The organism is uncultured Photobacterium sp. (genome assembly GCF_947502415.1).
Taxonomy (GTDB): Bacteria; Pseudomonadota; Gammaproteobacteria; order Enterobacterales; family Vibrionaceae; genus Photobacterium.
In genome coordinates, this window is the sequence record NZ_CANMZV010000013.1 from 23,034 (window position 1) to 47,952 (window position 24,919).

Sequence of the window (24,919 nt, forward strand, 5' to 3'; positions counted from 1 at the left end):
CATAACCCCTTCTCGTCCAGTTCCTATAATGCTTCCAGATCGGTCTCACCGGTACGGATACGCACGGCATGATCCAGGTCATAAACAAAAATCTTACCGTCACCAATTTTTCCGGTTTGGGCGGCTTTGGAAATCGCATCGACAATCGCTTCCAGATTCTCTGCTTGAGTCGCAATTTCCAGCTTAACTTTTGGCAAAAAATCCACCTGGTACTCGGCACCGCGATAGAGTTCGGTATGACCTTTCTGACGACCGAATCCCTTAACCTCGGTGACAGTCATCCCCTCGACACCGACATCCGCTAATGCCTCGCGTACATCATCCAGCTTGAATGGTTTTATGATTGCATTGATTAGTTTCATTGCCTGCTCCTCAAAATCAGAATTCCCTCTCAATCACAGTTCTCTAGCAAACAAGCTTTATGCCAATTTTTTAATTACTTTAAATTCAATACAATAGACAAATGACAGCGCATAACGAAAAAGGGCCGCACCATTTAGGTGCAGCCCTTTCACTTAAAAGAAGCAAATTGTTCTGAATGCGGGAATTTGAAGTTTAAAAACGATTCACAAATGCACGCCAAGCTTGCAGCATCTGCTCCATATCCTCAAAACCGCACAGAGACATACACTCATCATCATAGAAATGCATGTCTTCCTCAAGCTCGGTTTCATCTTCAGAAAATAGATAATTAGCCTGTACCAAGGCTTCATTGTCCTGCAGGCTGAGCGTCAGATCCTCACCCAACAGACGCCATTCTTTAGTACTGCTTTTCAACGCACCAATTTGCGCCAAAACAGTATCGATTTTGGCAAAGTCCTTTCCAACCTCTTCGATCAACCAGCGCCCCAACGCCTCATGGCCCATCGAGAAAATGGCATGATAGCTACCGTCCAGGGTATTTTTCTTAAATTCGTAGTCCATAGCTATCCTCATCATCAATATTCCACGCCCAGCTATCACCAGCTTGGGACAAATGCCAGCTCAATAGGCAACAGCGCTATCATGGCAGACAACGCTTATCGTTACAGAGCCCGCACATTGTCAGGATTTGCGACAAGAATGCAACCCAATGCCACTGCCTTGCGGTAAATTGTCAAACACACCATAGTGAACCACAACCATTCCGTATCAACACCATGGACCAACAATACACCGAGCAGGAAAAATACATGAAAATTGTTATTGCGCCCGACTCATATAAAGAGAGCCTGACCGCGATGGAAGTGGCAACGGCTATTGAAGCAGGCTTTCGGCAAATTCTGCCAGAAGCCGAATATCATAAACTGCCAATGGCTGACGGTGGCGAAGGCACGGTACAATCTCTGGTTGATGCCACCCATGGCACAATTATCAAACACAAGGTTACCGGACCGCTAGGTGAGCAGGTTAATGGCTTCTATGGCATTCTGGGTGACGGCAAAACCGCTATCGTTGAGATGGCCGCTGCTTCAGGCCTGCATCTCGTCGAACCAAAGCAGCGTAATCCACTAAAAACCACCACCTTCGGCACCGGAGAGCTGGTCCAGGCTGCACTGGATAACGGTGTTGAGCACATCATAATCGGCATCGGCGGCAGCGCAACCAATGACGGGGGGATCGGAATGGCCCAGGCATTGGGTTTCCGCTTCCTGGATGCCAATGATAAAGAGATAGGCTTTGGCGGTGACGAACTATCACGCCTGGAGACAATCAATACAACCCATGTCGATCCTCGCCTTGCGAAAATAAAACTGGAAGTCGCTTGTGATGTCGATAATCCGCTGTGCGGTCCCAAAGGGGCATCCCATATATTCGGCCCACAAAAAGGGGCGACACCGGAGATGGTCAAGCAGCTAGATGCCAACCTTGCTCACTACACAAATGTTATCAAGACACAATTAGGCCGTGATGTAAAAGAAAGAGCTGGAGCTGGTGCCGCAGGTGGCTTAGGAGCCGCTTTTCTAGGCCTGCTTGATGCCAGCCTGCGACCGGGAATAGAGATTGTGATGGATGCAGTTCACCTGACCGAAATACTCTTTGATGCCGACCTTGTGATCACCGGCGAGGGCCGTATCGACAGCCAGACCATCCACGGCAAGACTCCTATCGGAGTGGCCCGTACCGCCAAGAAATTCCAGATTCCGGTGATCGGTATCGCAGGCTGTCTGTCCAATGATTGCAACGTTGTTTACGACCACGGTATTGATGCCGTGTTCAGCGTCGTTCCCAGAGCAATGGAGCTCAAAGATGCCCTGGATGAAGCCTCCTTCAATGTTGAGATGACAGCGCGGAATATCGCTGCGATGCTGACGGTCAGTAATAGATAAAGAGTCCGACGTTTCGACGTGTAGACGAGTAAAACAGCATTCGTAGAAATGCGCTGTAAACTAAAAGCCCTCGCAATGCGAGGGCTTTATTATTAGGCATTATTTATCAGGTTCGCAGTTAGACTTCCGCCTGAATAATCACGTCACCCGCCTTTTTGGTGTAGTTTTCCATGCGGTGGAAGTTCAAGTACCGGTAGGTATCAGCAGCCGTCGCATCAATTTGCTTCGCGTACTCCAGATACTCTTCCTTAGTCGGGATACGGCCAAGAATAGCGCCAACCGCAGCAAGTTCAGCAGAAGACAAGTAAACATTGGCTCCGGTTCCCAAACGGTTCGGGAAGTTACGGGTTGAAGTCGACATAACTGTCGCTTCATTGGCAACACGTGCCTGGTTACCCATACACAGAGAACACCCCGGAGTTTCGATCCGTACCCCTGCGCGGCCAAATATACCGTAGTAACCTTCTTCTGTTAGCTGATCACGATCCATCTTGGTTGGCGGTGCAACCCACAGGCGGGTATCTAGCTGACCACCGAATTTCTCCAGCAGCTTACCGGCAGCACGGAAGTGGCCAATATTGGTCATGCACGAACCGATAAAGACTTCATCGATCGCGGTCCCCTGCACATCAGACAGCAAACGTGCATCATCGGGATCGTTCGGCGCACATAAGATCGGCTCTTTAATTTCCGCCAGATCAATTTCAATTACATGCGCATACTCAGCATCCTTATCCGCTTGCATCAGCTCCGGATTTGCCACCCACTCTTCCATCGCCGTAATACGACGCTCGATGGTGCGGCGATCGCCATAACCTTCAGCAATCATCCATTTGAGCATTACAATATTCGAGTTCAGATACTCTGCAATTGATTCTTGTGACAGCTTAACGGTACAGCCCGCCGCACTACGCTCAGCCGATGCATCAGACAGCTCGAAAGCCTGCTCGACAGTCAGGTGTTCAACCCCTTCGATCTCCAGAACACGACCGGAGAATTCATTGATTTTACCGGCTTTCTCAACCGTTAGCAGGCCTTGCTGAATGGCGTAGTAAGGGATAGCATGAACCAGATCTCGAAGGGTGATCCCTTCCTGCATCTCGCCCTTAAAACGAACCAGAATAGATTCAGGCATATCAAGCGGCATCACACCGGTTGCCGCCGCAAACGCCACCAGACCAGAACCAGCAGGGAAAGAAATGCCCAGCGGGAAACGGGTATGCGAGTCACCGCCCGTACCCACGGTATCCGGCAGCAGCATACGGTTTAGCCAAGAGTGGATTACACCATCCCCCGGACGAAGCGAAACACCACCACGGTTCATGATGAAATCAGGCAAGGTATGATGGGTATTCACATCAATCGGTTTTGGGTAGGCCGAGGTATGACAGAACGACTGCATGGTCAGCTCGGCAGAGAAACCAAGACAAGCCAAATCTTTCAGCTCATCGCGGGTCATCGGGCCGGTGGTATCCTGAGAGCCGACCGTCGTCATCTTAGGCTCGCAATATGTTCCTGGGCGAACACCTTCCACACCACACGCTTTACCCACCATCTTCTGGGCCAGGGTGAAACCCTTGCCGGTATCTTCCACCGCTCCAGGCCGACGGAATACATCTGATGACGGCAGACCCAGTGACTGACGGGCTCGATCGGTCAGGCCACGACCGATGATCAGTGGGATACGGCCTCCGGCACGAACTTCATCAATCAGGACATCCGTTTTCAGCTCAAAGCTCGATACCAGCTCGTTACTGTCATGGCGGCGTACTTCGCCTTTAAACGGGTAGACATCAATAACATCCCCCATATTCAAAGCCGTCACATCCACTTCAATTGGCAGTGCACCGGCATCTTCCATGGTATTAAAGAAAATTGGCGCAATCTTACCACCTAGAACATAACCGCCAGCACGCTTATTCGGCACATGAGGAATGTCATCTCCCATAAACCACAATACAGAGTTCGTCGCCGACTTACGTGAAGAACCGGTACCGACCACATCTCCCACATACACCAACTGATGGCCTTTTTCTTTTAAGGCTTCAATCTGCTTAACCGGACCGACGGCACCCCCTTGATCCGGCTCAATACCGTCGCGCTCATTCTTCAACATTGCCAGCGCATGCAGCGGAATATCCGGGCGTGACCAGGCATCAGGAGCAGGCGAAAGATCATCGGTATTCGTCTCGCCTGTCACTTTAAACACGGTCAGGGTGATCTTTTCAGCCAATTCAGGCTTAGACAGGAACCACTCAGCATCAGCCCAGGACTGAATAACTTGTTTGGCAAACTCATTACCAGCTTTGGCTTTCTCTTCCACATCATAGAAGGCGTCAAACATTAGCAAAGTGTGAGAAAGCGCCTCAGCGGCAATCGGAGCAAGTACGGCATCATCAAGAAGGGAGATCAGAGGCTCGATATTATAGCCCCCTTGCATAGTGCCAAGTAGTTCGGCTGCTTTCTCCTTACTTACAATCGAGGACACCGCTTCGCCTTTAGTCAGAGCAGCCAGGAAACCGGCTTTAACATACGCTGCTTCGTCGACACCTGGTGGAATACGATTTTCAAATAGCTCCAGCAGGAAGGCTTCTTCACCCGCGGGGGGGGTCTTCAGGAGATCGACCAAAGCCGCAACCTGCTCGGCATCAAGCGGTTTGGCTACAACTCCTTCTGCAGCACGTTCTTCGACGTGTTTACGGTAAGCTTCAAGCACGACATATTCCTCTTATTTCGGTTTAGCCTTAATAGCTAAACATCCTTGGAAGTGATTGATCTCCTCTACTCCCCCTCGTCATGAAAAACACCCTGACTAAGAGCTAAGTACATATAGAAGAGACCAAAACCGTTCAATCAGCATATCAGTTTTAACTTAAAATTAAAATCCACCCTTATTTTTCAACATTCTTACTTCACGCATTATTATTAGAATCACAGCGCGCCACCGAAAAAGACATAGAAGGCACCATGATTCTGCTCAGTCTGACCATAGGCTACAATCAACGGTCCAAGCGGCGTGGTTATACCGGAGAACACACTACCGGCAAAATACAGGGGAGCTTCTTTCAGCGATAGATCACTGTTGTTATAAACCCCTCCCCATTCGACCGAGCTTCCTAGGTAAACAGTCGACTTGAACAACCCAAAATCCTGATCCAGCAAGTGATAGCGATAAATAAGGGCTGTAAAGAGTTTATTGCTACCGGACAAGCTATTTTTCGGGATCCCGGATAAATTGAGGAAACCACCGATCTGTTGCGGATACAAGAGCTGAATAAGCCGTGAGTCTAACCGACCAATTTCAGCTTTTCCCATAAAGGTATGATCCGCTGTGGTATAAGCCCCTTTCCATTTAACATCAAAATGCATGGAGAAATCAGTCTCTACTTCACCCTGGCTCTTCCCGGTATCATCAGAGCCCGCTACTTCAAGGTACAAATAGTTACCACTTTTCGGCAACATAAAGTCATCAAGCGTATCCAGGTTATAATTGATATAACCCATCTTACTCTCTCGCTTTAAGCTAGTAGTATCAAGGCTAAGATCAACAAGACGAGGAAAATCGATATCACCAGTTATGTACCTGAAACCCAAACGAAACTCCTGCCAAAGCTCCGGTTGCCAACCAAAAGAAGCATCGAAAGTAACATCAGTAAAAGAAGCCGGAATGAAAAAATCAACGTTGTCCAGGCTTGGTTCTTCAAAGAGGTTACTTACATGCCGGTCTTCCAGTTTGTACTCGGCTGTAACCTGACTAAACCACTCCTGATCCTGGACGAATGGCAAATATAACCCAGTCGCAATCCGGTTACTTGACCCGTATTCAAGCTCAGAACGCCATTCAGCCCCAGCCTCGCTAAGCCCGGTAACATTAAAGGCCACTCCCATGGAATACTCGGTACTGTTTTCAAAATCATCTTCCAGGGCAAAACGCAAATCAATAAAGTGGGGCCCCCAGCTTTTTTCCGTAACTTCCAGCTTGATAATGTTTTCATCCCCTTCTTTTTTGATTCGATAATCAATACGTCCAAAACGATCCAGGGCATAAAGGTTACGTACACTCTCGGCCAACTCTTCAGAAGTGATCTCATCACCGGCATTTAACTGCAACCGATCAAGTAACACCTGCTCAGAATAATGGCTATGATTAACCAACTGAATGTCATCGATCGTCAGCTCATCAAGGTGGTTGAGGCTGCGTCGCTTACGCTGTTTACGCTCAATATAAGCCTGAAACCAGGGTGAACGCCCCATTGCCTGTAACTGTTTTTCATAGGCCACAGCGGCTTTATATCCACTTTCAAATGCCTCAGGCATCAGAGAAAAATCAGCTGTCGAAATACCGCGAATATTCGGGCGGATTAATACGTCTTTATCGGTCAGCAATTTGATCTGTCGGCTCGCATTATCACGGACCATAAAATCCGTCAGCTGATCCATTACAGCAAAATAATTATCAAGCTCGTCGCGCTTTTTAAAGTTGCTGCTGATATCGACGGCAATGACAATATCGGCCCCCATTTCCTTTACCACTGATATCGGCAGGTTGTTAGTGATCCCACCATCAACCAGCAACTTGTCACCCAGCTCCATCGGCGGCAAAAGACCCGGAATCGACATGCTGGCCTGCATCACCTCGGCCAAATCCCCTCTGTCCAACACAACAGGTTCAAGATTTTCGATATCTGTCGCCACAGCACGAAACGGAATAGGTAGCCGATCAAAACTTTTCAGCTCTGGCAGATTTCCGGACGTGGCGCGCAAGATTTCCCCCATACTCTGGCCCTGAACTAACCCTTTGGGCGCCTTCAGCTCCCAGAAATCAAAGCCAATTTCGCTGCTAACCTGATACCTGTCTTCCTGCTGCTTCTCCCTGACCCGGCGATCACTTCGCAAGACCCGGTCTTGATAACCTTTTTCCCAGTCAACCGTCGTCAGTAAGGATGCAATTTCATCAGCACTCATCCCTGTAGCATAAAGTCCACCGACATAAGCCCCCATGCTGGTACCAACAATGTAGTCAACCGGAACCTGCATCTCTTCTAATGCCTTCAGAACCCCAATATGGGCAGCCCCCTTAGCTCCACCACCACCTAAAACGACACCAACTTTGGGTCTTTCTGATGCGTACGCACTTAATGATAGAAATATCATTAATAATGTGATCACGTTCACTAAAGTTTTACAGCGGAATGGTCGATAATTAATCAAAAAGTGGTTTATCATTGATGGCATATTTTTTGTCATTGGCTACATATTGTCCGAAAACGATTCACTCGTTCATTACTATACCTAGAAGCAGCTAAGCATTATGAAGTTCAACCAGTTCACCATTAAACAGAAACTGATTCTGGCGATGGTTCTCGCCGTTCTAGCCTCAACAATACTTGTGGGTATCATTGGTCAAAACCAAGCCCGCGATGTCGTCGAGACCCGATTGCTCAAGTCAGAATTGCCTGCCACTTTAAAGCAAATCGGTAACAACATCGACAAAGAGATATCTGTAATACAAGCCGCAGCTCAGCAGCTTGCCAACAACCGCTTTGTGACCGATTACTACGAAGGTGAACGCACACCTGAAAAAGAAGCGCGCATGGTTCAGGTGCTCAATGATATCAAAGCGCAATATAACCTATTCGATTCATCAGTTGCAGATAGAAAAACCCATCGTTATTGGAACCAGGGCGGTTTCCTTCGTCAGCTGAGTCCAAATAACAATATGGACGGCTGGTTCTTTAACTATGTAAATAGCGGCAACGCCACCATGCTGAATGTCTTTCGCGAAGCCAACGGTGATGTAAAACTGTTCGTGAACTTCCAGCAGCTAAACGGCCGTGGTATGTCCGGCCTGTCAAAGTCTATTGATGAAATGGTTCGTTTCATTAACCAATTCAAGCTGGAGAAGACCGGCTTTGTCTACCTGACCGACGCCAGCGGCTTGATTCGTATCCATAAAGACACTAACAAAATGGGCAACACGAACCTGGCTAAAGTCTATGGTGCTGATATTACCCGCCAGCTACTGAGTAAAAGCGAATTCAACGTCGCTGAAGCAAAAATTAATGGTAAAGATACCTTGATTGCGACCAGCTATATTCCGTCGATGGAATGGTATGTCGTCGCTGAACTACCTAAAGAAGAAGCTTTTTCTGGCCTGAATCAAGCCCAGTACCAGATCATGCTCTGGACCGCTGGTATTGCTGCGGTATTCGTTCTACTAGCCATCTGGCTTGGCAGCAATATCACACGCCCTATCGAGCGTCTTGCTGCTGTCTTTAAAGACTTGGGAGAAGGTGAAGGCGACCTGCGCCACCGAATCGAAGTGGAAGGCAAAGATGAAATCGCCCAGCTTTCTGACGGTTTTAATAGTTTTATCAGCAAAATCCATCACTCGGTGAAAGAAGTCGCTGAAACGGGCAACTCACTGCGCGGCGCAGCTGAAGCCGTAGCTTCTCAGGCTCAACTGACCCTGGATAACAGCAATACCCAACGAGACCGAACTCTTCAGGTAGTAACCGCCATCAACCAAATGGGTGCAACCGTCAATGAAATTGCCGGCAATGCAGCCCAGGCAGCCGAAGCCGCGCACAATGCAGATGAAGAGACTCAGGGCGGCCAGGACGTTGTAGGCCAGGCTCGCAACAGCATCAACCAGCTATCAAGCGATGTATCACAGGTAAGTGAGGTGATTGAATCTCTTGCCAACAATACACAGGCGATTGGCAGTATCCTGGATGTGATCCGCGGTATTTCCGAGCAGACCAACCTACTGGCACTGAACGCTGCAATCGAAGCAGCACGAGCCGGTGAACAAGGCCGCGGCTTTGCCGTTGTTGCAGACGAAGTTCGTAGCCTCGCCAGCCGTACTTCTGATTCAACAGACGAGATCCAGAACATGATCAACCGTCTTCAGGAAGAAGCCAGTAATGCGGTTAACGCTATGGTACATAGCCGCCAGCTAACGTCTGAAGGTGTTTCGGCAGCCGATGAGGCTTCTGGCGCACTGGTATCCATCGCTGACCGTATCACCCTGATTTCCGATATGAATACCCAGGTCGCTACGGCTACCGAAGAGCAGTCTACCGTTGTTAACGACATCAACTGCAATATTGAAGAGATCAATGAAACCACCCAGCGAACGGCTGATACCGCAACGGATCTGGCTAACTCAAGCCAGTCACTCCGTGAACTGTCTCAGCGCCTTGATGATATGGTTGGTACGTTTAAGCTGTAAAAGAAAAAAATGGCGAGATGCTTAGCTTGCTACAAAATGATAATGAAAAGGAGAGCTTCGGCTCTCCTTTTTACTTTATAAGTCCCCAAAACACTGCCTTCCCTTCACAAAAAAGAGTCATACAAAACTGAACAATAATCGCTGATAGGCAAGCTTATTATTCAGTTTGGTATAAGCAAAGGAAGCATCAAACAGCAGACACAAAAAAAGCGCCCTAAGGCGCTTTTTTCATAGTCAAGAAAACGTAATTACTTACGCTTAACTGCTTTCGCGTTTGGAAGGTCAGTGATTGAACCTTCAAAGACTTCCGCAGCCAGACCAACAGATTCGTGCAGTGTTGGGTGGGCGTGGATAGTCAGAGCGATATCTTCTGCATCACAACCCATCTCGATTGCAAGGCCGATTTCACCCAGTAGTTCACCACCGTTGGTACCAACGATAGCACCACCGATAACACGGTGCGTATCTTTGTCGAAGATCATCTTCGTCATACCGTCAGAGCAATCTGAAGCGATTGCACGACCAGAAGCCGCCCATGGGAAAGTCGCAACTTCGTAGTTGATACCTTCAGCCTTCGCTTCTTTCTCTGTCTTACCAACCCACGCCACTTCTGGCTCGGTGTAAGCGATTGAAGGAATAACCTTAGGATCGAAGTAGTGCTTCTTACCAGAAATAACTTCAGCAGCTACGTGACCTTCATGCACACCTTTATGAGCAAGCATTGGCTGACCAACGATATCACCGATAGCGTGGATGTGAGACACGTTGGTACGCATCTGCTTATCAACGTTAATAAAGCCACGCTCATCAACTTCAATGCCCGCTTTTTCAGCGTCGATCAGCTTACCGTTTGGTACACGACCGATAGCTACAAGTACTGCATCATAACGTACAGGCTCTGCAGGTGCTTTTTTGCCTTCCATTGAAACGTAGATACCGTCTTCTTTCGCTTCAACAGCCGTTACTTTGGTTTCCAGCATCAGGTTGAATTTCTTCTTGATGCGCTTAGTAAAGATTTTAACGATGTCTTTATCAGCCGCAGGAATAACCTGATCGAACATTTCAACAACGTCGATCTGAGAACCTAGTGCGTGGTAAACCGTACCCATTTCCAGGCCGATGATACCGCCACCCATTACCAGCAGCTTCTCAGGAACTTCTTTCAGCTCCAGAGCATCCGTTGAATCCCAGATACGTGGGTCTTCATGCGGAATGAAAGGCAGTTCAATTGGACGAGAACCCGCAGCAACAATCGCGTTGTCGAAGTTTACAGTTGTTTGACCGTCTTCGCCTTCAACTACGATAGTGTTCGGGCCAGTAAACTTACCGTAACCATTAACAACGTTAACCTTACGCATCTTAGCCATGCCGCCAAGACCACCGGTTAACTGAGTGATTACTTTATCTTTCCACAAACGGATTTTATTGATGTCTGTTTGCGGCTCGCCAAACACAACACCGTGATCAGCCATTGCTTTAGCTTCTTCGATAACTTTTGCTACGTGAAGCAGAGCTTTTGATGGGATACAACCCACGTTCAGACATACACCACCAAGGGTGTTGTACTTTTCGATTAGAACCGTATCTAGACCTAAGTCAGCGCAACGGAACGCCGCAGAGTAACCAGCAGGGCCTGAACCCAAAACCACTACCTGGGCTTTAATTTCTTTACTCATCATGACCTCGTTGTAAGTCTTTTATCCCTAACAGGCTATAAGGTTATTTGCACTTTATACTTCTAGTTGACTAACAAGTTTACAGCCCTGTTAACAAACTGAAAAGGAAATTGGCATAGCCTGTGAGCTACACAACAATTCCATGCCTGCTTTTGCAGGCATGGCGTTGTGGATATGAAACCTTAAAGCACCAAACGGCGGATATCAGATAGACAACCGTTTAGGTAAGTAATGAAGCGTGCACCTTCAGCACCATCGATCACGCGGTGATCGTAAGACAGTGACAGAGGAAGCATCAGGCGAGGTTCGAAGTCCTTGCCGTTCCATACTGGTTTCATTTCAGACTTAGATACACCTAGGATACCTACTTCTGGTGCGTTCACGATTGGTGTGAATGCAGTACCACCCAAGCCGCCAAGGCTAGAGATAGTGAAACAGCCGCCCTGCATGTCAGCTGCAGTTAGCTTACCCGCACGAGCTTTCTTAGATACAGCCATTAGCTCTTCAGATAGCTCGTAGATACCTTTCTTGTTCACGTCTTTGAAGACAGGAACAACCAGGCCGTTTGGCGTATCAACAGCAATACCTACGTTCACGTACTTCTTCAGAATCAGGTTTTCACCGTCTTCAGATAGAGAAGAGTTAAATGCAGGGAATGCTTCAAGCGCTTTAGCTACCGCTTTCATGATGAACACAAGTGGAGTGATCTTCATGCCTGAATCTTTCTTCGCTTCAATCGCGTTCTGCTCTTTACGGAATGCTTCCAGAGCAGTGATGTCTGCGTTGTCCCACTGTGTAACGTGAGGGATCATTACCCAGTTACGATGCAGGTTAGCGCCAGAGATCTTCTTGATGCGAGATAGAGGCTTAGTTTCAGTCTCACCGAACTTGCTGAAGTCAACTTTCGGCCATGGTAGTAGACCAAGCGCAGAACCGTCGCCTTTGCCAGATGCAGCAGCACCAGACTCAAGGCGCTTAAGCGCTTCTTTAACGAAGTTCTGTACGTCTTCTTTCAGAATGCGTTGCTTACGGCCAGTACCTTTAACCTTAGATAGGTTAACGCCAAACTCACGAGCTAGACGACGAACAACTGGAGACGCGTGTGCGTACTCGTTGTTTTCCTGGAAATCACCAGTCGCTGCAGGAGCTGCCGCCGGTGCCGCTTTCGCTGGCGCTGCTGCAGGCGCTACCGCCGCTGGAGCAGGTGCCGCACCCGCAACTTCGAATACCATGATTAGCGAGCCAGTAGACACTTTGTCGCCAGCTGCAATCTTGATTTCTTTAACTGTACCCGCGAATGGTGCAGGAACTTCCATAGAAGCCTTGTCACCTTCAACAGTGATCAAAGATTGCTCTTCTTCAACCTTATCGCCAACAGCAACCATGATTTCAGTAACTTCTACTTCATCACCGCCGATGTCTGGTACGTTTACTTCTTTCGCTGCAGATGCTGCAGGAGCCGCCGCTGGCGCTTCTGCTGCTGGAGCAGAACCTGCAGTTTCAAAGATCATGATCAGAGAGCCAGTCGATACTTTATCGCCTGCCGCTACTTTGATCTCTTTTAGCGTACCCGCGAATGGCGCAGGAACTTCCATTGATGCTTTGTCGCCTTCAACAGTAAGAAGAGATTGCTCTTCTTCAATGCTGTCGCCGATAGCGACCATGATTTCAGTAACTTCTACTTCGTCGCCACCGATATCCGGTACGTGAACTTCTTTAAGCTCTGAAGTAGCAGGAGCGGCTGCCGCTGGAGCCGCTTCAACTGCTGGAGCAGCAGGTGCTTCTACAGCACCTTCCGCTTCAAAGATCATGATCAGAGAACCAGTAGAAACAGAGTCACCTTCAGCAACTTTGATTTCTTTAACGATACCCGCCTGAGAAGCTGGTACTTCCATAGAAGCCTTGTCGCCTTCTACAGTGATCAAAGACTGCTCTTCTTCAACCTTGTCGCCAACGCTTACAAGAATCTCAGTTACTTCAACCTCATCCGCACCGATGTCAGGTACATTAATTTCGATTGCCATGTTGTATTGCCTCTTACGCGTATAGCGGGTTGATCTTGTCTGCGTCGATGTCGAATTTCGCAATTGCTTCTGCAACTACTGATTTCTCAATATCACCACGGTTAGCCAGTTCAGTTAGTGCAGCAACAACTACGTAGCCTGCGTTAACTTCGAAGTGACGACGTAGGTTTGCACGGCTGTCAGAACGACCGAAACCATCAGTACCAAGAACTTTGAAAGATTCAGACGGCATGAATGCACGTACTTGCTCAGCGTAGTTCTTCATGTAATCCGTCGCAGCGATAGCTGGCTCAGTACCCATTACAGTTGTGATATAAGGTACTTTTTGCTCTGCTTCTGGGTGTAGCATGTTGTAACGCTCAACATCTTGACCATCGCGAGTCAGTTCGTTGAAAGAAGTTACAGAGAATACGTCAGATGCTACGCCGTAATCTTCGCTTAGGATTTGAGCCGCTTTACGTACTTCATTCATGATAGTACCAGAGCTCATTAGCTGAACTTTCTTCTCACCAGCGTGAGATTCTAGCTTGTAGATACCCTTACGAATGCCTTCTTCAGCGCCTTCTGGCATTGCTGGCATTGCGTAGTTTTCGTTCATTACTGTTAGGTAGTAGAACACGTTCTCTTGGTTCTCACCGTACATGCGACGGATACCGTCTTGCATGATTACAGCAACTTCGTAAGCAAACGTTGGGTCGTAAGAGATACAGTTAGGGATAGTGTTCGCCTGGATGTGCGAGTGACCATCTTCGTGCTGTAGACCTTCACCATTCAGTGTTGTACGACCAGCAGTAGCACCCAATAGGAAACCACGAGCTTGTTGGTCACCTGCTAGCCATGCCATGTCACCAATACGCTGGAAACCGAACATTGAGTAGTAGATGTAGAATGGGATCATTGGCAGATCGTTTGTGCTGTAAGATGTAGCAGCAGCAACCCAAGATGCCATTGAGCCTAGCTCGTTAATGCCTTCTTGTAGAACCTGACCAGACGTCGCTTCTTTGTAGTAAGAAACCACACCGCGGTCTTCAGGTGTGTACTCTTGACCGTGTGGGTTATAGATACCAACCTGACGGAATAGACCTTCCATACCAAAGGTACGAGCTTCATCACAGATGATTGGTACGATGTTCTTACCAATAGCTTTATCTTTAAGCAGGATATTTAGCGTACGCACGTAAGCCATAGTCGTAGAGATGTCACGCTTCTGCTCGCCGAGTAGAGGTGCGAAATCGTCTAGCTCTGGCACCTTAAATTCTTGTGTGAACTTAGGCAGACGCTTAGGCGTGTAACCGTGTAGCGCGTTACGACGTGCATGCAGGTAGTTGTACTCTGCAGAACCTTCTTCCAGTTTCAGGTACGGAAGATTCTTCATGTCTTCGTCAGAAACCAGATCTTCCAGGCCTAGGCGATCGCGTAGGTGCTGAACATGCGTCATGTCCATTTTCTTCACACCGTGAGCGATGTTCTTACCTTCAGCCGCTTCACCCATGCCGTAACCTTTAACAGTTTTAGCCAGAATTACGGTTGGACGACCTTCAGTTTCTTTTGCATTGTTAAATGCAGCAAACAGCTTAGAAGACTCGTGACCACCACGCTTAAGCGCGAAGATTTCGTCATCAGTCATATCAGCAACTAGTGCAGCTGTTTCTGGGTATTTACCAAAGAAGTGCTCACGTACGTATGCACCATCTTTAGATTTGAATGTCTGGTAGTCACCATCGATAGTTTCGTTCATTAGCTGAAGAAGCTTACCAGTAGTGTCTTTCGCTAGTAGCGAATCCCAGTTGTTACCCCAAACCACTTTAACCACATTCCAGCCAGCACCTTTGAACAGGCCTTCTAGCTCTTGAATGATCTTACCGTTACCCATAACAGGGCCATCTAGACGCTGTAGGTTACAGTTGATTAGGAAACATAGGTTGTCTAGCTTTTCACGGGCAGCGAAAGAGATTGCACCGCGTGATTCTGGCTCATCCATCTCACCATCACCCAGGAACGCATATACGCGCTGAGCAGAGGTGTCTTTTAGGCCACGACCTTCCAGATACTTTAGGAAACGTGCTTGATAGATAGCAGAGATAGGGCCTAGACCCATAGAAACAGTCGGGAACTGCCAGAACTCAGGCATTAGTTTAGGGTGCGGGTATGAAGGGATACCTTTGCCATCAACTTCTTGACGGAAGTTGTCTAGCTGCTCTTCAGTCAGACGACCTTCAACAAATGCACGAGAATAGATACCTGGAGAGATGTGGCCCTGGTAGTAAACCAAATCGCCGCCATCAACTTCGTTTGGAGCACGGAAGAAGTGGTTGAAACATACTTCGTAGAATGCAGAAGCAGACTGGTAAGAAGCCATGTGGCCACCTAGGTCTAAATCTTTCTTAGAAGCACGTAGTACGATCATGATTGCGTTCCAACGGATGATGGAACGAATACGACGCTCAAGAGTAGTATCACCAGGATACGCAGGCTCTTGTGCAGCTGGGATCGTATTGATGTAGTTCGTAGTCATGCCTGTTGGCATATCTACACCGTCTAAACGTGCTTTATCCAGAACTTGCTCAAGCAGGTACTGTGCACGCTCTACACCTTCTTCACGAACGACTGATTCAAGAGCTTCTAGCCACTCTTGAGTTTCAAGTACGTCAACGTCATTTTTCATGACTTCAGACATGCGATCTATCCTTTCGTTGATAATCTACAAAACTAACAATGTCGCGACTGTTTACTACCTGCCTCGGCTGATATGAGGGGTACTAATCCAGCCCGTCCTTGCGTTGTTGAATCCGACGAAGAGAGCGTTCACGTCTGCTATCTTCACGCGATAAATCCAACAGGGTTTCCTCGATATAAGCCAAATGTGCATGCGATGCTTCACGGGCTTTTTCTGGCTCACCAGAAACAATTGCCTGCACAATATTGGCTCGATGCTTTCGCACCTTTTCCACAACCTCTGGGCGGCGGTTCAGGAGCTCAAAGTTTTGTAATACGTTTTGCTCTAGCAAAGGGGCAAGGCTGCGGATGATATGAAGCAGTACCATGTTGTGTGCGGATTCCGTCACCGCAATCAGGTACTGCATTACCGCACTGGCTTCGGCTTTTTGATCACCTAGCTGCTGAGCGTCTTGTATCCATGTATGGCAGTCACGAATACGAGTGAAATCTTCTTCGTTGCCTCGTAATGCCGCGTAATACGCAGCCAGGCCTTCAAGGGCGTGACGAGACTCCAGTAAATCGAGTTGGGTTTCCGGGTGGGTGCTTAGCAAGTCCAGCAGCGGCTCAGAAAAACTCTGCCATAGTTTTTCTGTCACAAAGGTGCCGCCACCCTGACGGCGGGTCAGGAGATTTTTGGCTTCAAGGCGCTGGATTGCTTCTCGAACGGAAGGACGTGAAACGTCGAATTGCTTAGCCAGCTCACGTTCAGGCGGCAGCTGCTGACCCGGGGACAAGGTGCCCTCGAGGATCAGACGCTCAATTTCCTGCTCGATAGCATCGGAGAGCTTGGGTTGGCGAATTCGTTTATAAGTCATTTTTTATTTATGCTTCTGGCACTTATAGCGTTTCAGTAAACCTGTTCGCGGATAATTGGTATTACCAATTAAATTGTGGAAGGAAAGTTTACAGAAATAATTTGGGATGTCCACCAGCAACTTGACGGAAATCATAGAACGAGTGGTGATTTAACAAAGATTTCAACTTATGAAAACTTATTAAAACACCATCAACACCATTCATTAACAGTAAAAAGAAGAAATAAAGGAGGGAGAACGATAAATGGTCAGACCAATCAAAGTTAGCCTAATTTTCAACCCTGTAAGGATTACTTTTCAATCAAGGCGATTTTAAACGTACGCCAGTCAAAAGACAGGCCAGGATCCGTTTTTCTACCGGGAGCTATAAATTCATGGCCGGTGATCCGTGAAGAAGTAATCTTCGGATAACGGTTTATTATTACCCGGGAAAGCTCAGTCAGGGTATCATACTGGGCCTGGGTATAAGGGAGGGTGTCCGTTCCTTCCAGCTCAATTCCAATAGAATAATCGTTACACTTATCACGGCCTTCAAACTGCGAAACACCGGCATGCCATGCACGACAATTAAATGGAACAAACTGAATAATATCGCCATTTCGTCTAATTAAACAATGAGCAGAGACACGAAAACCTGAAATTAACTCGAAATAGGGATGCTCATCCGGGTCTAGCTGTCCGGTAAAAAGCTGCTCTATGTAGGGGCCACCAAACTGCCCCGGCGGTAAACTGATATTGTGTACCACCAGCAGCGAGATATCATCGCTATCCGGTCGCTCATCAAAAAACGGTGAAGGAACATGCTTAACGCCTTCCACCCAATGATGCTGATTAATTGTTAACATTTGTAAACCCTGGATTCTTAGTCATAAAATCAGGCTCGCGGAGCATAAAACAAGTCACGCGCCAGCCCTCGAAAATTCGTTCCTCTACTTCAATATTCCAATATCAAAGCCTTACTATTCTTCATCACTCCCGATATATTTTCATCATAACGCGCTTTCCCGATTTTCCTCGGAACTCAGATCCCGGATCTCGCATCTCCTTTTTTCTCCATGTATGATCGAAACCATCAATAAAGCAGGAAGCACCAACCGCTTCCCCGGCTAACCAGCAGCTTAACCCTTGCTACGGATATGTCATGACTCAGATGGAAAAGAAGCACGACAGCGCATCGCGCCTGAACTACCTAAAACAACAGCTCCCACAGGAAATTACCCGTGCCGTCGCCGACACCCTGCGTGAAGATCTCGGTGGTGTCATTGACCCGTCACGTGATGTTACCGCCAGCCTGATCCCGGCAGACAGCCAAGGGGTTGCCACCATTATTACCCGAGAACACGGAGTATTCTGCGGCCAGATGTGGGCCGAAGAAGTATTCAAACAACTAGGTGGCGAAGTCTCTATTGAATGGCATATCCAGGATGGCGATACCGTTGAACCCAATCAAATCCTATGCACCTTGCGCGGCCCATCACGGATCCTGCTTACCGGCGAGCGCAACGCGATGAACTTTATCCAGACCCTGTCAGGCTGCGCAACCACAACAGCAGAATACGTTAAGCAACTGGAAGGTACTAATACCCGACTTCTCGATACCCGCAAGACTATTCCCGGCCTGCGCAGCGCACTGAAATATGCCGTCACTTGCGGCGGCGGCTACAACCACCGTATCGGCGTATTTGATGCTTACCTGATCAAAGAGAACCACATCATTGCCTGCGGCAGTATTGAAGCAGCTATCACCACAGCAAAAGAGCTGAATCCGGGCAAGCCGGTTGAAGTGGAAACAGAAAGCCTGGAAGAGTTGCAGCGCGCTATCGATGCCGGTGCCGACATCATTATGCTGGATAACTTCACTTTCGATATGATGCGCGAGGCCGTTGCTATCAACCAAGGTCGCGCGGCACTGGAAAACTCCGGCAACATCACCTTACAAAACATCCGTGAATGCGCCGAAACAGGCGTGGATTACATTTCTGTCGGCGCACTGACCAAACACCTAAAGGCAATGGATCTGTCGATGCGGTTTAAGTAACCCTGTTTCAAGTTATCAGAGGCGATAACTGTGTGTTTCGCCTCATTTAATTCCCTCTGCTTTCAATCAATCTCCACTCATTTCGGTAAATAATTACCAACCACGCCCTCTCTCGCAGCCCTATCCAAGGCTAGACTAGATACTCAAACACACTTTCCCCATATTCCTACCAATCATATCAATATCCCTATATTGATGATTTTCTTATTACTAAAACCCGTTGTCCGCCGAAGCTGATATGCAAAAAAATGCAACAATACACATTATTTTTCTAACTCAGCCCAGTAACCCTTTCTCGATATTTTCAATCAGTTGTGCATGAGAACTATGCTGAACCCACTTTATTTTTCGTGCTTGCGGGCATATTTAAAAAGGGTTTAAAACAAATGAAAGGACAAAAGGGTTTTACGTTAATTGAATTGATGATCGTGGTGGCGATTATTGGAATTATTTCTGCGTTTGCAATTCCAGCTTATTCTGATTATACGCAACGTACCCGTGTCGCTGGTGCAGTAGCCGGTATAACTGGTTTTAAAACTGCGGTTGCATTATGTGCACAAGACCTAGGCACACTGGCTGGCTGTAATGCCGGTAGTAACGATATTCCTGCTGCTATTGCAGCAGCGAATGCTGGTGCCACGATCTCTTATGTTGATCAGCTTACAATAGATGACGGCGTAATAACGGTAACATCAACAGCAAACGATGGAGCTGCAACTCCTGCATTATTAGCAGTAACTCTCACGCCAACGATTCAAAATGGAGTTTTTGATTGGGATTTAACTGGAACAGGATGCGCTACTACAACACCAGGTCGTGGCATAGATTGTTCAAGTAACTAATGCAAACCAATCTCGCCTCTATCCTGCACCAGGCCGGGCTTATCAGCCTGGTGCAGGAACAGCAAGTGGTAGACTTTGCCAGGGCCGAAGGCACCTCTGTGCCTTCGGCTTTGGTTCAGCTCGGTCTGTTCAGCAGTACCGAGCTGGCACGCCACTTAGAACATATATTTGCCATCGCCCTGGTTGATGCCCACCAGTATGACTATGCTAGCTGTTGTAAAAACCTCAACCAAAGAGACTTAATACTCAGGCACAAAATCCTGCCACTGCAAGCCACAGAACATACCCTCTATATTGGCCTGTGCGATCCGACCCAACTCGATGCGCTGGATGAATTCCGCTTTGCTACCGGCAAAAATATCGAGCCGTTACTGCTGGAAACCAAACAACTGGATGCAGCCATCCGTCGTATGTACGGCAGCGACATAGGGGGAAAAACCTCCCAAGGCCAGCAACAAAATCAACGCAGTGTCAGTGATGCCGACTTAGTTGATCTGGTCGATCTGAGTGAAGGCGAACAGCTGGATGAGACAACTGATTTAAGCCAGGACAACGCACCGGTTACCCGCTACATTAATCAGGTACTGCTTGATGCCGTGCGAAAAAAAGCCTCGGATATCCATTTCGAGCCGTATGAAGAAACCTACCGGATCCGCTTTCGTTGCGACGGGATCTTGCACCAGCACGCCAATCCACCCGCACATTTGTCTCGACGGCTGTCTACCCGTATCAAGGTGATGTCCAAACTCAATATTGCCGAACGCCGCCAACCACAGGATGGCCGGATCAAGTTAAAGCTCGCTCCTACTCTGGCGGTTGATCTGCGGGTTTCAACCCTGCCGACACTGTGGGGTGAAAAAGTAGTACTGCGGATCCTCGACAGTTCCAGTGCCAATCTGGACATCGATATTCTTGGTTATAACGTCCAGCAAAAACAGGCCTACCTTGATGCCCTGCAGCAACCGCAGGGAATGATCCTGATGACCGGCCCAACGGGCAGCGGCAAGACCGTCTCGCTCTATACCGGGCTGAAAATTCTTAATACCGATGAGCGCAACATATCAACCGCCGAAGATCCGGTGGAAATCAACCTGCCAGGGATCAACCAGGTTCAAATCAATAATATGGTCGGGCTGGGCTTTGCCGAAGCGCTGCGATCTTTCCTGCGTCAGGATCCAGATGTGGTAATGGTTGGTGAGATCCGCGATCTGGAAACCGGCGCTATAGCAGTGAAAGCCGCCCAGACCGGTCACCTGGTGCTTTCAACCCTGCATACCAACTCGGCAGCAGAAACCATTACCCGATTGACCAACATGGGTGTGGAAGATTTCAACCTCGCTTCCTCGCTGAGCCTGATCATCGCTCAGCGTCTCGCACGCCGGCTCTGCAATAACTGCAAGGAAGCACATCACCTCGATGATTTCATGAGAAAAAAGCTTGCTATCAACACAGATACAACACTCTATCAGGCCCGCGCAGGAGGCTGCGACGACTGCAATAACGGTTATCTCGGTCGAGTCGGGATCTATGAAGTAATGCCCTTTACCCGCGAACTTGCCGAAGCCCTGATGGCCGGAGCCTGTACGCTTGAGCTGGAAGATATTGCCTGCCGCCAAGGGATGCAGAAGCTGCAACAATCAGGGATAGAAAAACTCATCGCAGGGGTCACCAGCCTGACAGAGCTTCAGCGGGTACTGCACTTTAGCTAATCGTTAACAAGGAACACAGTTATGGCACAGGCCAGTAAAGTTCGTTATTACCACTGGCGCGGCGTCAACCAGGCCGGAAGAAAGATCTCAGGTGTCATCTTAGGATTTCAGGAACAAGAAGTACGCGCCAAGCTCAGTGAGCAGATGATACAGGTCAAAAAAATCAAGCGACGAAATCCTTCAACCCTGAGCAAACTCAAAAATCAAATGAAACCGGCCGACATTACGGCAATTACCCGTCAACTGGCAACCATGATCGCCGCAGGGGTACCGGTGGTACAGGCATTAAAGCTGATGTCCAGCAGCCATCACAAAGCTGAAGCCCGGGCTGTACTGACACAAGTCACCATACAAGTCGAATCCGGCGCCTCACTTTCCAAAGCATTGAAAACCAGCTCACCGCTGTTTGACAATTTCTATTGCGATCTTGTCTTTACCGGAGAACAAACCGGACATTTAGGGGAAGTGTTTGAGCGCATTGCAACCTACCGGGAAAAAAGCGAAGCGATGCGCAAGAAAGTCGTAAAAGCAATGATTTACCCAAGTATGGTTACCCTCACCGCTATTATTGTCACCATTATGATGCTGGTTTTTGTGATCCCACAATTTGCCAGCATCTTCAGTAGCTTTGGTGCCGAACTTCCCTGGTTTACCCGTCAGGTGATCAAAGCATCCGATTTCATGCTCAACAGTGGCGCGTACCTGGCTACAGCTCTGGGTTGCGCTCTGCTCCTCACCCATTATAGCTACAAGCGCTCACCCAGCTTTAAACAAGCCATCCACCGCTTCAACCTCAAGCTGCCCATCATTGGCACCGTGTTACTCAAAGCAACTGTCGCCCGGTTCTCCCGTACACTGGCCACCACCTTCAGTGCCGGCATTCCGCTATTGAACGGCTTGCAATCCGCAGGGAAAACGGCCGGAAACCTTCATATAGAACAAGCCGTAGAAGAAGCCTATACCAGTACCGCCGCCGGAATGCCGCTTCACATTGCCCTGCGGCAAAGCGATGTCTTTCCCGAGCTGATGCTGCAAATGACCATGATTGGCGAAGAGTCAGGTTCCCTCGATGACATGCTCAATAAAATGGCCAACCTCTATGAAAATGATGTCGATAACACGGTCGACAACCTGGGAAAGATTATCGAACCGTTGATCATTATCTTCCTCGGCGGCCTTATAGGCGGCTTGCTAGTTGCCATGTACATGCCGATTTTCAAACTGATGAGTGTGATAGGGTAATTGACTGGTTCTAGGATCTCCCCCCTGAATCCCCTACAATAACCGCATATGTATATATGAGATGTTTTTCATGGAACTGCTGACTTACTATCCTTGGCTATTTCCTGCCTTTGCGGCCCTGTTCGGCTTGCTGATCGGCAGCTTCCTTAATGTGGTGATCTATCGCCTGCCTGTCATGATGGAGCGACAATGGAAAGCTGACTGCGCCGAATGCTTCCCTGAGTTTGGCCCGGTCGACGATAGCCAGACATTCAACCTGAGCATACCGCGCTCGCGCTGCCCGCACTGTCAGCACCAAATCAGCATGAGGGAAAATATTCCGGTACTGAGCTGGCTGCTGCTTAAAGGACGCTGTCGCTCGTGCCAGGCAAAGATCAGCACCCGCTATCCGGCAGTCGAACTGTTTACTGCCATCGTAACGGCAACGGTCGCCACCGTGTTACCCCCTTCACAGTGGGCTATTGCGGTGATCTTTTTCAGCTTTGCCCTGATCGCTCTCACTTTTATCGATATCGATAAGATGTTGCTGCCGGATCAGATCACCCTTCCCCTGATGTGGGGCGGTATCCTGGTTGCCTTACTTGGCTGGGGGCCTATCTCCCTGACTGATTCGGTGATCGGAGCCATGGCTGGCTACCTGTCTCTCTGGAGCCTGTACTGGTGTTTCAAGCTTCTAACCGGTAAAGAAGGGATGGGATATGGTGATTTCAAGCTACTTGCAGCTCTAGGTGCTTGGTTAGGTTGGCAATTACTACCTTTTGTTGTCCTGTTGTCTTCCTTGGTCGGGGCAATTTGTGGCATCATCTTGTTGCGTATACAAAGTTCTGATTCTCAGACCCCGTTTTCCTTCGGTCCTTACCTTGCCCTGGCAGGCTGGATTGGCATTCTATGGGGTGAAGATATCCTGAACTGGTACCTGACTTCATATTTAGGACTGTAATTATGACTATGGTTGTCGGGCTAACCGGCGGTATCGGCAGTGGCAAAACCACAGTCGCAGATCTGTTTGCCCACTATAACATTGATATTATTGATGCTGATGTTGCCGCCCGGGAAGTTGTAGAGCCCGGCACTCCCGGCTTGCAAGCCATTACTGAAAAACTGGGTTCTGACATCCTGCTGACAGACGGCACCCTCGACCGCAGTAAGCTAAGACAGGTGATTTTCAATGATAACAGTCTGAAAACATGGATTAATCAGTTACTCCACCCAATGATCAGGGAAAGGATGCTGGATGATATTGCGCAGGCAACCTCACCTTACTGCCTGCTGGTGATCCCGCTGATGGTTGAAAATAACCTGCAAACCATGGCTCACCGCCTTCTTGTAGTTGATGTGGATGAGGAAGTGCAGATCGCCCGCACCAAGCAACGTGATCAGGTTGATGCCGATCATGTCAAAAAGATCCTGGCCGCCCAGGCCTCCCGCGAGGACAGACTGGCCGCCGCTGACGATGTGATTAGCAACAATGGCAACAGTACAGCACTTAGAGATGAAGTAGCCGCTCTGCACCAGCAATATTTAGCGATGAGCCTTCAATATCAATAACGAGTTAACATCGGATAATGCAAGTATGCTAACAAACCGCTTTGAACATCCGTTGAATGAAAAAGTGCGTATTTATTTACGGCTTGAGTATTTGATCCGGCAGATGACTCATTCCAGTCAACTCAGTGATCAGTGGCAGCATCAGATTTTTTTCCGCGCCCTGTTTGACCTGCTGGAAATCCTAGATCAAATCCAACTCAAATCCGAGCTGGCCAAAGATCTCGACAAACAGAGAACCAAACTAAAAAGCTGGCTCAATATTAATGGGGTCGATCAGTCTGCCCTGTTGGCTATTCTCGATAATTTGGATCTTGCTCACCATAAACTTATCGCTGCCAACCGCCTAGGTCAGGATATCCGTGAAGATCGCTTCTTGAGCGGCATCAAACAGCGTTTCTCAATCCCTGGCGGTAGCTGCTGTTTCGATCTGCCAACCCTGCACCACTGGCTACATTTACCATTGGCGCATAAACAAAGTGATCTCGCTAACTGGCTGACACAGCTAGCCGAACTGACTGAGGCTCTCAATTTATGGTTGCGTTTAACCCGCGAATCGGGGCACTTCCAACCGCAAGTTGCCCGCAGCGGCTTCTTTCAGTATGAAGCTGAAGATGCCAGCCTGCTTCGCCTTGAAATTTGCCCTAGCCATGGGGTTTACCCTATGATATCAGGCCATCGCAACCGCTTTGCCATTCGTTACCTGCCTTTTGAGGAAGGGACGAGTATTGCGGAAGCTATCGAGTTTAAATTAGCTATTTGCTGAG

Annotated in this window: 18 protein-coding genes; 9 read left to right on the top strand and 9 right to left on the bottom strand. The window is 48.4% G+C overall.

The features are described from left to right. Positions 1-23 precede the first annotated feature (23 nt). Both glnK and Q0852_RS14390 read right to left on the bottom strand, forming a co-directional pair. Complete coding sequence (gene glnK / locus Q0852_RS14385) at positions 24-362, bottom strand: P-II family nitrogen regulator (RefSeq protein ID WP_299019077.1); 339 nt, start codon at positions 360-362, stop codon at positions 24-26. Positions 363-555: 193 nt separating this feature from the next. Next, positions 556-924 (bottom strand): YacL family protein, encoded by a 369-nt coding sequence (locus Q0852_RS14390; protein WP_299019269.1) that lies wholly within the window; start codon positions 922-924, stop codon positions 556-558. A gap of 248 nt (positions 925-1,172) precedes the next feature. Here Q0852_RS14390 and Q0852_RS14395 point away from each other — a divergent pair, with 248 nt between their 5' ends. Further along, positions 1,173-2,309: a glycerate kinase gene (locus Q0852_RS14395; RefSeq protein ID WP_299019079.1), complete on the top strand. Its 1,137-nt coding sequence runs from the start codon at positions 1,173-1,175 to the stop codon at positions 2,307-2,309. Positions 2,310-2,427: 118 nt separating this feature from the next. Here the strand turns inward: Q0852_RS14395 and acnB are convergent, their stop codons facing one another. After that, entirely contained in the window at positions 2,428-5,025 is a 2,598-nt protein-coding gene (acnB, locus tag Q0852_RS14400; RefSeq protein ID WP_299019082.1) for a bifunctional aconitate hydratase 2/2-methylisocitrate dehydratase, read from the bottom strand. A 215-nt stretch (positions 5,026-5,240) separates the two neighbouring features. After that, a complete protein-coding gene (locus tag Q0852_RS14405) occupies positions 5,241-7,463 on the bottom strand; it encodes a patatin-like phospholipase family protein (protein ID WP_299019084.1) in 2,223 nt (740 codons plus the stop codon). A 157-nt stretch (positions 7,464-7,620) separates the two neighbouring features. On the opposite strand from Q0852_RS14405, the gene Q0852_RS14410 reads away from it, so the two are divergent. Then, entirely contained in the window at positions 7,621-9,543 is a 1,923-nt protein-coding gene (locus Q0852_RS14410; protein ID WP_299019086.1) for a methyl-accepting chemotaxis protein, read from the top strand. A 248-nt stretch (positions 9,544-9,791) separates the two neighbouring features. On the opposite strand, the gene lpdA is transcribed toward Q0852_RS14410, so the two are convergent. The 5 genes from lpdA to ampD form a co-directional block, all read right to left on the bottom strand. Beyond that, positions 9,792-11,219, bottom strand: coding sequence for a dihydrolipoyl dehydrogenase (gene lpdA, locus Q0852_RS14415; protein ID WP_299019089.1), 1,428 nt, complete (start codon positions 11,217-11,219; stop codon positions 9,792-9,794). 182 nt (positions 11,220-11,401) lie between these two features. After that, positions 11,402-13,243 carry a pyruvate dehydrogenase complex dihydrolipoyllysine-residue acetyltransferase gene (aceF, locus tag Q0852_RS14420; protein ID WP_299019091.1) on the bottom strand — a complete coding sequence of 614 codons (1,842 nt, stop codon included), beginning with the start codon at positions 13,241-13,243 and terminating at the stop codon, positions 11,402-11,404. A 13-nt stretch (positions 13,244-13,256) separates the two neighbouring features. After that, on the bottom strand, positions 13,257-15,920 hold the full coding sequence (gene aceE / locus Q0852_RS14425) for a pyruvate dehydrogenase (acetyl-transferring), homodimeric type (RefSeq protein WP_299019093.1): 2,664 nt from the start codon (positions 15,918-15,920) through the stop codon (positions 13,257-13,259). Positions 15,921-16,002: 82 nt separating this feature from the next. Continuing rightward, positions 16,003-16,776, bottom strand: coding sequence for a pyruvate dehydrogenase complex transcriptional repressor PdhR (gene pdhR, locus Q0852_RS14430; protein WP_299019095.1), 774 nt, complete (start codon positions 16,774-16,776; stop codon positions 16,003-16,005). Positions 16,777-17,066: 290 nt separating this feature from the next. Next, positions 17,067-17,621 carry a 1,6-anhydro-N-acetylmuramyl-L-alanine amidase AmpD gene (gene ampD, locus Q0852_RS14435; protein ID WP_299019097.1) on the bottom strand — a complete coding sequence of 185 codons (555 nt, stop codon included), beginning with the start codon at positions 17,619-17,621 and terminating at the stop codon, positions 17,067-17,069. Between the two features lie 305 nt (positions 17,622-17,926). Here ampD and nadC point away from each other — a divergent pair, with 305 nt between their 5' ends. From nadC to zapD, 7 genes are all read left to right on the top strand, one after another. Then, positions 17,927-18,814, top strand: a complete 888-nt coding sequence (nadC, locus tag Q0852_RS14440) for a carboxylating nicotinate-nucleotide diphosphorylase (protein ID WP_299019271.1) — start codon at positions 17,927-17,929, stop codon at positions 18,812-18,814. A 314-nt stretch (positions 18,815-19,128) separates the two neighbouring features. After that, positions 19,129-19,656 (top strand): prepilin-type N-terminal cleavage/methylation domain-containing protein, encoded by a 528-nt coding sequence (locus tag Q0852_RS14445; RefSeq protein WP_299019099.1) that lies wholly within the window; start codon positions 19,129-19,131, stop codon positions 19,654-19,656. Then, positions 19,656-21,365: a type IV-A pilus assembly ATPase PilB gene (pilB, locus tag Q0852_RS14450; protein ID WP_299019101.1), complete on the top strand. Its 1,710-nt coding sequence runs from the start codon at positions 19,656-19,658 to the stop codon at positions 21,363-21,365. Before Q0852_RS14445 ends, pilB begins: the two co-directional genes overlap by 1 nt. 21 nt (positions 21,366-21,386) lie before the next feature. After that, positions 21,387-22,607, top strand: coding sequence for a type II secretion system F family protein (locus tag Q0852_RS14455; protein WP_299019103.1), 1,221 nt, complete (start codon positions 21,387-21,389; stop codon positions 22,605-22,607). A gap of 70 nt (positions 22,608-22,677) precedes the next feature. Continuing rightward, complete coding sequence (locus tag Q0852_RS14460; RefSeq protein WP_299019104.1) at positions 22,678-23,547, top strand: A24 family peptidase; 870 nt, start codon at positions 22,678-22,680, stop codon at positions 23,545-23,547. Between the two features lie 2 nt (positions 23,548-23,549). Then, positions 23,550-24,155, top strand: coding sequence for a dephospho-CoA kinase (gene coaE / locus Q0852_RS14465; RefSeq protein WP_299019107.1), 606 nt, complete (start codon positions 23,550-23,552; stop codon positions 24,153-24,155). Between the two features lie 25 nt (positions 24,156-24,180). Beyond that, on the top strand, positions 24,181-24,918 hold the full coding sequence (gene zapD, locus Q0852_RS14470) for a cell division protein ZapD (protein ID WP_299019109.1): 738 nt from the start codon (positions 24,181-24,183) through the stop codon (positions 24,916-24,918). Position 24,919 lies beyond the last annotated feature (1 nt).

Coding starts and splice junctions, on each gene's coding strand:
- glnK (WP_299019077.1), bottom strand. CDS start 362: ATGAAACTAATCAATGCAATCATAAAACCATTCAAGCTGGATGATGTA.
- Q0852_RS14390 (WP_299019269.1), bottom strand. CDS start 924: ATGGACTACGAATTTAAGAAAAATACCCTGGACGGTAGCTATCATGCC.
- Q0852_RS14395 (WP_299019079.1), top strand. CDS start 1,173: ATGAAAATTGTTATTGCGCCCGACTCATATAAAGAGAGCCTGACCGCG.
- Q0852_RS14405 (WP_299019084.1), bottom strand. CDS start 7,463: ATGATATTTCTATCATTAAGTGCGTACGCATCAGAAAGACCCAAAGTT.
- Q0852_RS14410 (WP_299019086.1), top strand. CDS start 7,621: ATGAAGTTCAACCAGTTCACCATTAAACAGAAACTGATTCTGGCGATG.
- lpdA (WP_299019089.1), bottom strand. CDS start 11,219: ATGAGTAAAGAAATTAAAGCCCAGGTAGTGGTTTTGGGTTCAGGCCCT.
- aceF (WP_299019091.1), bottom strand. CDS start 13,243: ATGGCAATCGAAATTAATGTACCTGACATCGGTGCGGATGAGGTTGAA.
- aceE (WP_299019093.1), bottom strand. CDS start 15,920: ATGTCTGAAGTCATGAAAAATGACGTTGACGTACTTGAAACTCAAGAG.
- pdhR (WP_299019095.1), bottom strand. CDS start 16,776: ATGACTTATAAACGAATTCGCCAACCCAAGCTCTCCGATGCTATCGAG.
- ampD (WP_299019097.1), bottom strand. CDS start 17,621: ATGTTAACAATTAATCAGCATCATTGGGTGGAAGGCGTTAAGCATGTT.
- nadC (WP_299019271.1), top strand. CDS start 17,927: ATGGAAAAGAAGCACGACAGCGCATCGCGCCTGAACTACCTAAAACAA.
- pilB (WP_299019101.1), top strand. CDS start 19,656: ATGCAAACCAATCTCGCCTCTATCCTGCACCAGGCCGGGCTTATCAGC.
- Q0852_RS14455 (WP_299019103.1), top strand. CDS start 21,387: ATGGCACAGGCCAGTAAAGTTCGTTATTACCACTGGCGCGGCGTCAAC.
- Q0852_RS14460 (WP_299019104.1), top strand. CDS start 22,678: ATGGAACTGCTGACTTACTATCCTTGGCTATTTCCTGCCTTTGCGGCC.
- coaE (WP_299019107.1), top strand. CDS start 23,550: ATGACTATGGTTGTCGGGCTAACCGGCGGTATCGGCAGTGGCAAAACC.
- zapD (WP_299019109.1), top strand. CDS start 24,181: ATGCTAACAAACCGCTTTGAACATCCGTTGAATGAAAAAGTGCGTATT.